This window comes from Streptomyces chlorus (assembly GCF_042655885.1).
Taxonomy (GTDB): domain Bacteria; phylum Actinomycetota; class Actinomycetes; order Streptomycetales; family Streptomycetaceae; genus Streptomyces; species Streptomyces chlorus.
On the sequence record NZ_JBHSOA010000074.1, the window covers coordinates 166431 to 178777 of the forward strand.

At 67.5% G+C, this 12347-nt stretch carries 10 protein-coding genes and 1 pseudogene; 6 read left to right on the top strand and 5 right to left on the bottom strand.

Annotated features, from left to right (window positions below; all coding sequences use genetic code 11):
* The first annotated feature begins 261 nt into the window (after positions 1-261).
* Entirely contained in the window at positions 262-783 is a 522-nt protein-coding gene (locus tag ACFPZI_RS29755; RefSeq protein ID WP_381369433.1) for a hypothetical protein, read from the top strand.
* A gap of 379 nt (positions 784-1162) precedes the next feature.
* Here the strand turns inward: ACFPZI_RS29755 and ACFPZI_RS29760 are convergent.
* A pseudogene (locus ACFPZI_RS29760) lies at positions 1163-2006 on the bottom strand (IS5 family transposase).
* A 239-nt stretch (positions 2007-2245) separates the two neighbouring features.
* Between ACFPZI_RS29760 and ACFPZI_RS29765 the strand changes: the two are divergent.
* Positions 2246-2623, top strand: coding sequence for a cupin domain-containing protein (locus ACFPZI_RS29765; RefSeq protein ID WP_381369436.1), 378 nt, complete (start codon positions 2246-2248; stop codon positions 2621-2623).
* A 123-nt stretch (positions 2624-2746) separates the two neighbouring features.
* Here the strand turns inward: ACFPZI_RS29765 and ACFPZI_RS29770 are convergent, their stop codons facing one another.
* Positions 2747-4054 (bottom strand): HNH endonuclease signature motif containing protein, encoded by a 1308-nt coding sequence (locus tag ACFPZI_RS29770; protein ID WP_381369439.1) that lies wholly within the window; start codon positions 4052-4054, stop codon positions 2747-2749.
* A 365-nt stretch (positions 4055-4419) separates the two neighbouring features.
* Here ACFPZI_RS29770 and ACFPZI_RS29775 point away from each other — a divergent pair, with 365 nt between their 5' ends.
* From ACFPZI_RS29775 to ACFPZI_RS29785, 3 genes are all read left to right on the top strand, one after another.
* Positions 4420-4866, top strand: coding sequence for a very short patch repair endonuclease (locus ACFPZI_RS29775; RefSeq protein ID WP_381369511.1), 447 nt, complete (start codon positions 4420-4422; stop codon positions 4864-4866).
* Positions 4859-5845 (top strand): DNA cytosine methyltransferase, encoded by a 987-nt coding sequence (locus tag ACFPZI_RS29780; RefSeq protein WP_381369442.1) that lies wholly within the window; start codon positions 4859-4861, stop codon positions 5843-5845. The genes ACFPZI_RS29775 and ACFPZI_RS29780 overlap by 8 nt, the downstream gene beginning before the upstream one ends.
* 63 nt (positions 5846-5908) lie before the next feature.
* On the top strand, positions 5909-7453 hold the full coding sequence (locus tag ACFPZI_RS29785) for a DNA cytosine methyltransferase (RefSeq protein WP_381369514.1): 1545 nt from the start codon (positions 5909-5911) through the stop codon (positions 7451-7453).
* Positions 7454-7463: 10 nt separating this feature from the next.
* On the opposite strand, the gene ACFPZI_RS29790 is transcribed toward ACFPZI_RS29785, so the two are convergent.
* Genes ACFPZI_RS29790 through ACFPZI_RS29800 form a run of 3 tightly spaced genes read right to left on the bottom strand, consistent with a single transcriptional unit; the run spans position 7464 to position 11497 of the window.
* Positions 7464-8342 carry a DUF6339 family protein gene (locus tag ACFPZI_RS29790; RefSeq protein ID WP_381369445.1) on the bottom strand — a complete coding sequence of 293 codons (879 nt, stop codon included), beginning with the start codon at positions 8340-8342 and terminating at the stop codon, positions 7464-7466.
* Entirely contained in the window at positions 8339-9334 is a 996-nt protein-coding gene (locus ACFPZI_RS29795; RefSeq protein WP_381369447.1) for a hypothetical protein, read from the bottom strand. Before ACFPZI_RS29795 ends, ACFPZI_RS29790 begins: the two co-directional genes overlap by 4 nt.
* Before the next feature lie 3 nt (positions 9335-9337).
* The gene (locus ACFPZI_RS29800; protein ID WP_381369450.1) at positions 9338-11497 is read right to left on the bottom strand and encodes a helix-turn-helix domain-containing protein; all 2160 of its coding nucleotides are present in this window, start codon (positions 11495-11497) and stop codon (positions 9338-9340) included.
* 542 nt (positions 11498-12039) lie between these two features.
* On the opposite strand from ACFPZI_RS29800, the gene ACFPZI_RS29805 reads away from it, so the two are divergent.
* Positions 12040-12258 (top strand): hypothetical protein, encoded by a 219-nt coding sequence (locus ACFPZI_RS29805; RefSeq protein WP_381369453.1) that lies wholly within the window; start codon positions 12040-12042, stop codon positions 12256-12258.
* Positions 12259-12347 lie beyond the last annotated feature (89 nt).

Genomic DNA, 12347 nt, shown 5'->3' on the forward strand with positions numbered 1-12347 from the left:
TCAGGGCACTTCAGGGCTGCCTCCCCTGGTCGCCGGCCTCGACCCTTCACTGGCTACGCGCTCCTGCCGTGCGCGACCGCAGCTCTGTGGTGTGGCCTCCGGAGCGGGTGAAGGGCGTCCAGGGTCCGTGTGTGATGACAGACCTGAACACCCACCCTCTTGCCGGCACTGTACGGGAAGAGCGACGCCACGATCAGGGGAACGCGATGCCCTTGCAGGCCGCCTCCGCTCAGCGACTCCGAGCTCGTCTGCCTGGCCGTCGTGGCCCAGGCACTTCTCGGCCACCACACGGAGTCCCGCCGGCTGCGTGACGCGAACAAGCAGCTGTGCGGCACGCTCCCGTACCCGCCTCGGCGCGCGCCTCTGAAGCCCCTGTTCGGCATGGACGAGGTCGGGCGTTCGTTCTCCCGTGGCCGGTGGCAGCAGTGGCCTCCCCACATGCGCGCGACGGTGTGGGAGTTCCTGCGTGCCTGGTGGGCCCACACCCTCACCGACCCGGATCCCGCCGTCCCCGCACACGACGTCCTCGCGCTGTGCGCCGAGGCGTCCGCCACACTCAGCCCGTGGCTCGACACCTGGGAGACACTCGATCACCGCGTTGCCGACCGGCACCCGGCCGAGGCCGCCGCCCACTGGAAGTACGACCTGCTGGGAGACCGACTTCCATGGGAGGCACGGGACACCGCGGACACCCTGCGCACCGAACTCGCGACGTGGCTGGTCCGTCACGCCCCGCACGGCTGCGGGCCCAGGACGTCCCCGAGGAACTCCTGGACCGGATAAGAGGTCGCGCAGATAGGGCGGCGTTGAGGGCGTGTACTCCAGTTAGGCTCAGAAGATCACTGTTTGCAGACCGCTACGAGGGAACCATGGCCGTCACATACTTGATGCTCGCGCGGCTACCTGAAGGGGGCTTGGGCGCCTTCGACGCTTACGAAAGCGCTGTCCTGCCGCTCCTTGCCGAGCATGGAGGGCGTCTTGAGCGCCGACTGCGCACTCTGGACGACCATGTCGAGGTCCACCTCATAACCTTTCCCAACAGCGAGGATCTCGCTGCCTACCGGGCGGATCCCCGGCGTTCTGCCGCTGCACCACTGCTGGAGTCGTCTGGGGCAGCGGTCGAACTGCTCGCGGTGCGCGACGTTTAGAAGTGGCGCGGCGGTCATGGTCGGCGGTTCGGGCGTTTGTCCCAGCGGTGAGTCGTCCACGCCCGCCGGATCAGACTGCGCACGGTGATGATCGTGTCGGCGAGGTCGAAGAATGCGTCGATGACGGTGGCGCGCCGCTCGTAGCAGCGGGCGAGCCGACAGAAGGCGTTCTGCCAGGCGTGGGTGCGTTCGACGTGCCAACGCCGACTGGCCTGGATCGGAGCCTTCTCGCCTTTGTGCGCGATGCGGCCGTGCAGGCCGCGTTCGCTGAGCAGAGCTCGGGTCTTGTCCGAGTCGTAGTCGGCGTCCAGGTGCACCATGATGTCGTCGGGCAGCGGCCCCAGGTCGTCCAGACGGTCCGGGGTCGGGGCGAGCAGCGGGGGAGTCGTGGCGGTTGGCTCCGGCCAGGACACGACCGAGTGGAATGCCGTATCCGTCGGTCGTACCCGAGCGTTTCAGACCCTGCTTGCCGCGGTCGACCGGGGAACGCCCGGCCACCTCGCCGCCTCCGGGAGCCTTGGTGATGGAGCCGTCCACAGCGATCTGGTCGAGGACGAGGCCGACGATCCGGTCGTAGGAGTCCAGCGCGATCTGCTTGAGCTGGGCGAAGACGCCGAGTCGTATCCACTCGTCGCGACGGCTGCGGATCGTGGTGGCCGAGCGGATCGTGTCGGCGATCGCCTCGTAAGAACAGCCGAAGCGCAGCAGTTGCAGGAGCTTGTCGAAGATGATCCGGTCGCTGATGCGTCGGCGGTGGCAGCCGAGTGGATGGTCCGGGTGGAACTCGGGACGCTCGGAAAGCAGTGCCACGAATTGGTTCCAGAGCGGTTCGGTGAGCCATGATGGCAGCGCGGGCACAGGTCTCCCTCGTGATCACAGAGCGTCGCAACTCCATGATCACCGGGACCTGTGCCTGTTCTATTGCCGGGCTCCCAACCACACCTATCCGCGCGACCTCTAAGACTGATAGGGCTCACTGGCCCCGCCCGCCGGGAGGACCCGCACTGGCCCCACCGCAGCTACTGAGCCGACTTCACCACGCCGCCCGCCCGAAGCGCTGATTGCGAGCACGAGAGCTGCTGTTAACGTCCGGCCACGTGAATGACGGCGTGTACGTGGGCAACGCGGGCAAGGATGCGGCACTGGACCGGGGATGGCTCCTGGGCCACTTCAAGGACGTCGGCGATCCGCGCCACAGCGAGACTGTGGAGATCAAGTGGGGTGTCCACCCCCGTGGGAACGAGCGATCTCAGTGGGTGGAGGGGGAGGAACGCACAGCTCTCCTGGTACTCATCAGTGGTCGCTTCCGCGTTGAACTCCCCGGCCGCAGCATTCTCCTGGAACAGCAGGGTGATTACGTCGTGTGGGGGCGCGGAGTCGACCACTCGTGGTTCGCGGAGGAAGAGTCGGTGGTGCTGACCGTTCGGTGGCCGTCCATGCCCGGATATGCAGTGACGGAGAAGAGCCAGGCATGACGGCAAACCTGACCACGAAGGGGTGAGGGGACAGACCCAAGGGACATAAGCCCCTTGATGCATGCAGACCACCCAATCTTTCGGACGGCCCCCGCAAGGGCACCCGGCCTGGCCACCGGCGCTTCACCGTCGGTGGACGGGCGGGGTATTGGTGTAGGTGTGTCCTGTGGGCGCGGTCCAGGTAGTGACCCCGGAGTGCGGATCTCGCGTGACCCTCCACCCGGGATGATGGGTCTTCAGCCGATGATGCCGACGGCACAACGGCTGAAGGTTCTCCGGCACCGTCTGTCCGCCCCGCTCCGGATGCCGGTGGTCGAACGGTCTGACGTGGTCGAGGTCGCACCGATGAGCGGGCATCCGACAGCTGGGGAAGGCGCAGTGCTGATCCCGGGCGATCACGTGCCGCTCGGTCTCGGCCGTCGGCCGATAGGCCGTCGGGTCGGTCTTGACGAGCAGCCCGGTCTTCGGGTGCGTCAGCAGCCGCCGCCAGACGGTGCCCGGCGCGAAGGCGATCTCGCGGGCCTGGCCGGCCGTGATCGGCCCATGGCCCTTCAGCTCCGCCGGACCGTCCTCCGCGCCGAGCAGGATGTCGAACGGCACGGTCACCTGCACCACGGCCGCCGCCCGCCCGACGCCACCACCCTCGACCCCGGGCTGGTTGACGACGAGGTCGAACAGGGCATCCGCCCGCTTCTGGTCGAGCGTCCGCCCGTCGTCCCCGTAGCCGGCCGCACGCACGTCGACCGCCTGCTCCATGAGCGCGGCCTGCTGCGCGGGTACCACGGCACCGAACAGCGCCATGCCGTCATCCTGCGCATACCGCACGATGTGCCGTGCCTTCACCCGCTCCTGGTGGCGATGCTCCGCGCCCTCCGGATCGGCGCGAAGGATCTCCCTGCGCAGGGCGGCCCTGGTCCGCCCGATCGCCTGCTCCGGCATCTTCGCCGCCAGAGCCAGCTCGACCCGGCGAGCCACGTCGTCGTCGAGGCAGTCCAGTTGCTCGGCGACGGCCTGCGCCTGCAGGTAGGAAATCCGCCCGTCGGCCAGCAGCCCTGTGGTCACCTCGTGCCGGGCCGCCAGCAGCGTGGCCGCCCTCAGACGCTGGCCGGCCGTGAGATGGGACAGCCGCAAAGCACACGCCACCTCCTCCACGGCCCCGTCCCAGGTGGCGACAAAGACGTCATCGAGCTTTCCACCCGCCTCGATGACGACAGCCTCGGGAACATCGGTGTGCTCGGCGATCGCCGCCAGCACCTCGACCTGCTTGGCCTGCAACCACGACAGATGCTGCTCCAGCACCACGAGCGCATCGATCCGCCCACGCGCCGACAGCCGGGCGACCTCGAGCCCACCGAGCCGCCCCGCGTCCTCGGCCGTGGGCCCCCGCTCCCGCAGCTCGGCCACCCAGGCGTCCAGCGGGCCGTGGAGCATCACCGCTCCCGAAGGAGCCCCGGCCTCTCCCGCCGGATCATTCATAGGCACACCACTCACCCCCACCGCTGCATGAAGCGAGACAGACCACACGAACAAAAGGACCGGACGTCCGCCTTTCCCGGACGGGCCCACCCACTCAATTTTTACTCACCCAGAGTGATGCCGCCAGGTCAAAGGCCATGCTCGAAAGAGTGAATCTTCGCTGCGACAGCTGCGAGGCCGCACCCACCGGGCCCTCCTCGCCGCCTTACCGGGTGCTCCAGCCAGACAGAAATCCCACCCCGCCTCCAAGAAAGGGAACACGCCGGCAAAATACTCATGTGGCACAAGCACCCCCCTCCTCTCCCGCCGTATCCGCCCGCATGAGCCGCCAGGGCTCCCGCGACACGGCACCGGAGGTGGCGGTCCGAAAACTGCTGCACGCCGAGGGCCTGCGCTACCGCGTGAACGCTCCAGTGTTTGGAATGCCCCGCCGCACCATCGACATCGTCTTCCCCAAGGCCAAGATCGCGATCTTCCTCGACGGCTGCTTCTGGCACGGATGCCCCCAACACGCGACCCAGCCGAAGTCGAACGCCGAATGGTGGCGGGCAAAGCTCGACAGGAACATGGCGCGGGATCAGGAGACATCCGAGCACCTACGGGCGGCCGGGTGGACCGTGCTGAGGTTCTGGGAGCACATACCGGCGGAAGAGATCGCGGCGACGGTACGTGCGGCGGTGGACCGGGAGAAGCAGGATCGCGGCCGGCTGAAGCGGGGGGCGCGAGAGCAGGGCCGTCGGATGGGCCGAGGGGGAACGGATGGCTGATCAATTGAGTTTCGTGGACGTCTGTTCCGGTGCGGGCGGGTTGGCGTCGGGGCTGGAGAGTGCGGGTTTCTCGCCGATGCTCCTGCTCGACAACAAGTACCAGGCGTGCGAGACGCTCCTGGCCAACCGGCCGCACTGGAACGTGGTCTGCGAGGACCTGGTCGAATTCCTTCCGGACGAGCATCCGGAGAGCTTCGACGTCGATCTCCTGTCGGCCGGCCTGCCGCGAGTGAAGTCCTCGGCTGCGGTGGGGCGCTCGGACAGCGACCAGGAGCTGCGACTTCTCACCGCCACGATCTATCTGATCCACTCGGTCCAACCGCGGGCCCTGTTGTTGGAGAACCTGCCCGCTCTCGCCGAGTCACCGACGTATGCCGGCATCCGCGACTTCATCCAGGCCGAACTGGCTCATCTCGGTTACCGGTTCCGTTGGTTCGTGCTGAACGCGGCGGACTTCGGTGTGCCGCAGGAACGCCGGCAGGGCATTCTCGTGGCTCTCAAGGAGCCGTGGTTCCACGCATTCGCCCCACCCGCGCCGACGGTGGACGAACATGTCCCGGTCGGTCGGGCCTTGCGCCGTTCGATGCGCGCCCGGGGCTGGCACGACGCCGACGTCTGGGCGGCGCAGGCTCTGGCTGTGGCACCCACACTGGTCGGGGGCTCGGACAATCGCGGCGGCGCGGATCTCGGCCCGTCCGGAACGAAACGGGCCTGGGCACGGATGGGGGTGAACGCGGGCGCGCTGGCCGACGAGGTTCCAGGTGCGGACTACGCATGGCCACGCTCGGACGACCCGGCGCAGATGCTGAAGATCACTGTGGAGCAGGCGGCCCTCCTGCAGTCGTTCCCACCGGAGTGGCACATCACGGGACGGAAGACGGCTCGGTACCGACAGATCGGTCACGCCACTCCCCCGCCGGTGGCCAGGGAGCTCGGTGCCGCCATCGCGACCGCTCTGCGTTCCTCACCTCACGCATAGGGGAGACGCGCCATTAGCACCTCGCAGCGCCGGCTACACTTCACGCCCATGAGCCACATCGACATGGAAGACTCCCCACCTGCGGGTTTCCGCATCCTGGACCTGTTTGCGGGTCCGGGTGGGTTGGATGTGGCAGCTGATGTTCTGGGGCACCAAGTCACCGGTATCGAATGGGACACAGGAGCGTGCGCCACCCGCCGGAAGGCAGGGATGAGCACCTTCCAAGGCGATGTCCGACGGTATCGCGCCGCTTTCTTCCCTTATGCCCAGGTATTGACCGGTGGTCCTCCGTGCCAGACATTCACCGTCGCCGGGCACGGGGCGGGCCGCAGGTCGCTGGACCTGGTGGTGGGGTACATCAGGCGCCTGCACAAGGCCGTGCGCGCCGGGGACCAGGAGTGGAAGGAAATCTTCCGTACCTGGCGCGGCATCTCCGAGGAACTTCGCCGGAAAGAGCTCAAGGCCCAGGACGTCAAGGCCCGCAAGCGCAAGGTCGAGGAGCTCAGGGCTCTGAAGCGCAAAGCGGTGAAGCTCAGGCTGGAACGACTGGGGAACTCCGCCGACGAGGTCAAACGCCTCATGAAGAGCTTCGAGGACGTTCCGCGGAATCTCGACTTCCCGGACGACGAGCTCGATGGTCTGCTCAAGGAGTTCAGCGATCTGAACAACGAGCATGCCGTGTTGAAGAGCCGGCTCGAGGAACTGGGCGACGAACGGACGGGCTTGGTCCTGCAGCCCTTGTGGTGGGTGATCGAGCGGAGCAGGCGCCCCGGCTCGGAGCCCTACGAGGCCGTCGTCCTCGAACAGGTTCCCGCCGTGCTCCCGGTGTGGGAGGAGTACGCGAAGGTACTTGCCTCGCTCGGCTACCGGACGGGGACGCAACTGATGCACACCGAAGCCTTCGGCGTACCGCAGACGCGCCGGCGTGCGGTGCTGATGGCCCGACTCGATCGGGCCGCACTCATCGACGACGTCCGGCTCCGCCCCGGCGACCTCCCGATCGTCTCCGAGACGCACGAGCGCTACCAACCGAAGGGGCGTCCTGCCTCCCGGTCGAAGGCACCTTTTACGGAACCTCTCCCCATGGAGCCGCCGAAGGCATCCTTGGAGAGCCCGAAGGCTCCATGGGTCCCCATGGAGACGGCCCTCAGGAGGGCGCGGGAGATCAAGCCGGAGCTGCCCGAACGTCCTGCTTTCACCGTCATCTCGAACTACGGAACCGGCGGCGTCTCCGAGGCACGCGGCCGACGCGATCACGACGTCCCCTCCGCCACGATCACCGGGAAGGTGTCACGGAACCGCGTGGTCCTGAAGGGCACCGACGAGGACCTCGAACGCTTCTCCCCTGCCGAGGCCGGGGTGCTGCAGACGTTCCCCGTCGCCTACCCCTGGGACGGCAACGACGTCTCACAGCAGATCGGCAACGCCGTACCGCCCCGGCTTGCCCTGCACGTACTACGGCACGTGCTCGAGCCCGAGTTGAGCGGCGAGGAGGCCAGGACCAGGCTGAAGCAGGCCACCGCGGACCTGGAGGCCTGGGAGCCCGGCAAGCCGGTGGACGGCCGCAAACACGGCGATTGGAAGGGCCACCCGCTCACGGGCAGGTGACCCTTCCCGCTCAGTCCTGAGGTTTCCGGCCCCTGACCGGGGCCGTCTCGAAGAGATCGGCGAAGTAGTCGGTGAGTGCGACCACCGACTTCTCCGGAACGGGCTCCTCGTCGGGCCCGTCCGGCAGGGAGTGCCGGGGCACCGGGGGTGCAGACCCGGCCTCGGCGACCCACTGGCGCAGCACCTCGGGATCACGCGGCTCGTCGGGGGCGAGCGCGTCGTAGACCAAGGTCGCGCCGGCGGCATTTATCGCCGTCATGAGTCCCTCGACGTCACGACCGGTGGTGGCGATACCTCGTCCCAGCACGGCTACCAGGGCCTGGGCTGTGGGACGGTGGTCGATCAGATCCCGTCGCAGCGCGGAGTGGATCAGGTCCTGGTTGGCGCAGGCCGCCACAACCGGAGAGTAGTCCTTGCCGTTGCGGAACATCTCGGCCGCCCACCACAGGCGCGAGAAGCACTGCCGATCGAGCGCGCCCTTGAAACGCGCCGGGTTGATGCGCGACTCGCTCCGACCCGACGCAGGCGTCGAGCGATGCCGCCACGCCACGTAGTCCGGAGTGACGGCCAGCGCGAAATGGGTCCAGAGCCTACGGTCCGCCGCCTCCCGTCGGGTGATGCGGAGCGCTGCGTGCAGTCGGGGCGCCAGCCAGCCGTCCGCACGAGTCCGGCTCTCCCGGAACTCGTGCATCGCGTCCTCCACCAGTTCCCTGAGCGGTTCGACCTCCCACCGGGGGTCCTCGTCCGGCAATGGTTCGACGACCTTGGCGAGATCGACGCCTCCATGGCCCTGGATCCCTTTGAGAAGGTCCTCGGTGAGGAAAGGGTCGGCCGCAGCCGCCGAGAGCAGGCCGAGCCGCTGGGGAAGGTGGTGCGGCTTCTCGATCATGCTTTGTCCCCTCGGTTGTTCTGCTGCATTCCACGCAGGGCGTTGGCGAGTGCCTTGCTCGCCCCGGCGCGACGCACGGCCGCGTAGTGGATGCGGGTCTGGAGCTCCACCCACCCCGCCTCGCCGGTGCGTCGTCGGTGGACCCGACGGAGCGCCTCCTCCACATGGACGCCCGGGAGCACGTCGGGGAGCATCTCCCGCAGCACTTCGCCCTGCCAGTCGGTGGGGAAGATCGGAGAGCCGTCGGGCTCGACCTCCAGGTCGCCCACAGAACTGTGGAACACCGCGGTCCACACATCGGTGGCCATCTGGGAGACGAGCAGCTCGTGGATCTTGCTCTCGAGGCCTCCGCTCTCTCCGCCGAGAAGGTCGGAGAACAATTCGATGTCGGTGTTGACCTGCACCGTGGGCAGGCGGCCCGAGGCGTCCACGATCCAGGGCGCGTCGGAGTAGGCGCGCAACCACTCCCGTGCGCTCTTGGAGAAGCTCGTCTGCTTCACGTCGAGGCGCAGACCTCCGAGCGGCTCCTCCGCCGTCACGTCGACGGTCCAGTCGTCGTCGGTCTCGGCGATCGCACGGCCGGGCACGTCGCCGACCGTAGCGACGGCGTAGGCGGTGAGAGCGGCACGGCCCACGTGGTCGTCGCGGGACACCTCTATGTGGCCGGACCACTCTTTGCTTCCCTCGGCGTCCTGTCGAAGGTCGATGGTGGTGCGCACATTGGTCTCACCGTCGGTGAGCACCGCAAGGACACGCAGGTCGCTCCACGGGGCATCGGGTGCTGTCGCGCCGGGGGGCAGAGTGGCGGAAAGGCCGATCCTCGCCGACACCCAGTCCTCGTGCTGTGCCACTCCCAGAGCCACGGTCCGTTGCTGGATGGAGTAGGCCGAGGTGTCGAGCTGGTCCCGGGAGCCGTCGGGCAGCTTGAGGGAGGCAGAGGTCACCCGAAGCGCGATCGGGCGGTTGAGCCGCTTGTACGGGTAGAACTTCATGCCTCATTCCCCCTTGCCGGCGCGGAGTTCGAGAACGAGCCGCGTGAGCGCGGTCCGAACCGGATGGCCGGTGACATCGGTGGCGCCCTGGAAGGTGGCTCGCCGGGCGCGGGGTGTGAAGCGCAGGACGCCGTCCTCGACCTCGCAGCCGTCCACGGCGACGAGCTCCGCCCAGTCGAGCCTGGGGCGGCTGCCCGACCGTACATCGAGCAGGACCACCGGTGTCATGGTGGGCAGTTCGTCGGCACGGGGCAGCTTCACCTCGGCGGTGATCCGCCACTCCCCGGCCTCGCCGATCTCCGCGTCGAGCCCGTCCAGCTCCGGGAGGGCCGTCCCACCGCCACGCCTGGGCGCGGCGGCGGTCTTGCGCGGCACGGTGAGCGCCTTCCGCAGCTTCGCGCCTCCCTGGCCGGCGGAACGCTTCGGGCGAACGACCAGTTCCTTCACTGCGGTGTTGACCTCGGTGGTCAAGCGGGAGATGCGATGGTGCGCGGTGTGCGACCAGCGGAGCGTCAACTCCTCGGTCTGGCCCCAGCGGTCGTGCTCGGGGGGCTCGGCGGCACGAAGGAACTCCTCGGCCTCCTCGGCGAAGGGGACCGACTCCCCGGCCGCGTGTCCCGCCAGGAGTACGGCCTGGAAGGCGTTGACGCCCAGCGGCAACGCGGCGACACCGGACTTCTTGATGGTCATCCGGTTGCCGCGCAGTGAGTGAACCTGGTTCGAGACGCCGTCCGCGTCCTCGGCTTCCGTGACCAGGAGCACCGCCGGATGCGTGCCGAGCGTGCCCCTCCGCCCACCGGAGAGAGGCAAGCGGAGAGGAACCGTGCGAAGAGCGACCTGTCCGGCCTCGGTGAGCCGGTCCACGGTGGTCCCGTCGTAGAAGGCGCGCAACGCCCGGGTTCGAGAGGGTTGGGCAACGGTGGGGTCGACCTTCTCCTCCTCCACGACGACCTCGCCGTTGCGCAGGGTACGGACCGAGGTCTCCAGGAGAGGGAGTCGGCTTCCGCCACCGGTCATCGCCGCCCAGAAGTTCCGCCCGAGCGCGTCGACCAGCCGTCGGTGCATGGCTCGGATATCGCGGGTCCCGTCCTCGTCGCTGCCGTTCTCGTCGTCGACATCGTGGTCGGGCGTGCTCTGGTCGAGGCTTGCCACGTCATGGGCACCGACGATGAGGAAGGAGGTTCCCGGCTCATCGCTGTCGCGGGTGAGGTGAAGACTCTCGACCGTCTCCTCGTCGGCCCACCAGGAACGAACCACCTCCGCGCGCGGGGTGTCCGGGTCCGGCCGCCCCAGCCAGGCGGGACCCGCGTACGGGTTGCCGTCGACGGAACGCCACGGCAGCTCCAGTCGTCCGATGACCCGGCGTTCGGTTCGACCCTCGTGAGGGACGGAGAGCGTGGAGTTGATCAGAACCATGCCGAGCGCACTGGTCGCCCACAGCGTCGCCTTGCCCAGACCGTAGGAACCGCCTGCTCCTCGACCCGACTTGAGGCTCTCCAGTTGACGTCGGACGACGGCGGCGAACTTGCCGTCGTCGTAGTCGTCGCCGGTGAGACCGGAGGCGTTGTAGTCGTCGATCCGCAGGAGAACCAGACGCCCCTTCTCGAACATGTCGCGGACGCCGGCATCCACGACCCGTCCGACCTTTTGGTGGGAGGCGGCCTGCGAAACCGCCGCATAGTGGGGATGGAGCTCGTCCCAGAGAATGGCCTTGCGAAAGGCGTCCAGCGCCTCGCCGGTGAGCTCGTGGAGGGTGTAACGCACGCGGACCGGGCGTCCGTTCTCCGCGAGCCGCTCGTCGAGACTGTTCTGGCAGGTCTCCCGAGCGAGTACCTGGACGTCCGCGTCAAAGGCGAAGGCCGCGGCGTTGCCGCCGTCACGTCCGCCGTCGGAGTAGCCGGGCCGGTGATACCAAGTGAGGGGCAGGCCGACCTGAGTGTCGGTGGTGCGCGTGTGCACCGTACCGACGTCCGTGCCGAGCGCCTCGGCGATCTCCCCCATGACGGTGGGGCGAGGCACCGAGCGCCCGGTGATCCACGCGGAGACCGCGGCCCGGGTCAGATTCAGCTCCTCGGCGAGCTCCGCCTGTGTCTTCCCCGTGAGCTTGAGCTGGCGGGCCAGCCAGGGCCCGAAATCCTCGCCTGTCTCCACGCGATCACCCATTCCTCCACTGCACCTACGGACACAGGCAGGCTAATTTGACATGCGAGAGTACGTCAACTTTCACTTGACGAAACCCCACCCCAACCACCTCAGCCTCACCTTGACCGATACATCCAATATGTCGATCTGGACAACTCTTGTCCGCATTCGCTTCCCTTTCGGGCACACCTGAGTCGACTCCCGGAATTCAAGATTCCGGTTGTGGAGATTCGCGAAGGCAGTGGTGCGACCGAAGAAGCTTCCCCTACAGTCATATTGTCGGAACAGCCGTCCCGCCTGGAACACCCACACCACGGGCTACCAACGCGGCCGGGGAGAAGCCATACCCTTTTCCATTTCCCTCGACGGGAACTTACAAGGTTTCGCGAATTGGGTGGTGCGACCGAGGGACACCCCTCTACAGTCGTTCTTGAAACAGCCGTCCCGCCTGGAACACCCGTACCACGGGCTACCCACACGGGGCTTGAGGGAACCTTTAATCTTTTTCCCTTCGCCGAGACAATCCGGCGTTGGACCGATAAAGAACGGCGGACTCAGCACTCATGGAAGAGACTTCGGGGGATGACGTGGAGTCATGCCACTACACCCATTACTCAACGCCTTCTTCACAGCGGGAGCTGATCTCCCTTCACCTGGAATGTTCATTAGCGCGCACCGGCGCCGAAAAGAAGGACATCCTTAACGGGGCCGGGATGACGCCCGAAGAGCTCGGCGAGCACTTCGGCATGGGCAGTTCCGGAATTTCCGACCACGACAGCTGACGCTTAGCAGCCTCGAGCTGCCGAATCAGTAAAAATCCCACAGGCCCGAATTCTCGTTGCTGCGCTGCCGGCTCGCCACACCCTCTTCG

Coding starts and splice junctions, on each gene's coding strand:
- ACFPZI_RS29805 (WP_381369453.1), top strand. CDS start 12,040: ATGGAAGAGACTTCGGGGGATGACGTGGAGTCATGCCACTACACCCAT.
- ACFPZI_RS29770 (WP_381369439.1), bottom strand. CDS start 4,054: ATGCTCCACGGCCCGCTGGACGCCTGGGTGGCCGAGCTGCGGGAGCGG.
- ACFPZI_RS29800 (WP_381369450.1), bottom strand. CDS start 11,497: ATGGGTGATCGCGTGGAGACAGGCGAGGATTTCGGGCCCTGGCTGGCC.
- ACFPZI_RS29795 (WP_381369447.1), bottom strand. CDS start 9,334: ATGAAGTTCTACCCGTACAAGCGGCTCAACCGCCCGATCGCGCTTCGG.
- ACFPZI_RS29785 (WP_381369514.1), top strand. CDS start 5,909: ATGGAAGACTCCCCACCTGCGGGTTTCCGCATCCTGGACCTGTTTGCG.
- ACFPZI_RS29780 (WP_381369442.1), top strand. CDS start 4,859: ATGGCTGATCAATTGAGTTTCGTGGACGTCTGTTCCGGTGCGGGCGGG.
- ACFPZI_RS29790 (WP_381369445.1), bottom strand. CDS start 8,342: ATGATCGAGAAGCCGCACCACCTTCCCCAGCGGCTCGGCCTGCTCTCG.
- ACFPZI_RS29775 (WP_381369511.1), top strand. CDS start 4,420: ATGAGCCGCCAGGGCTCCCGCGACACGGCACCGGAGGTGGCGGTCCGA.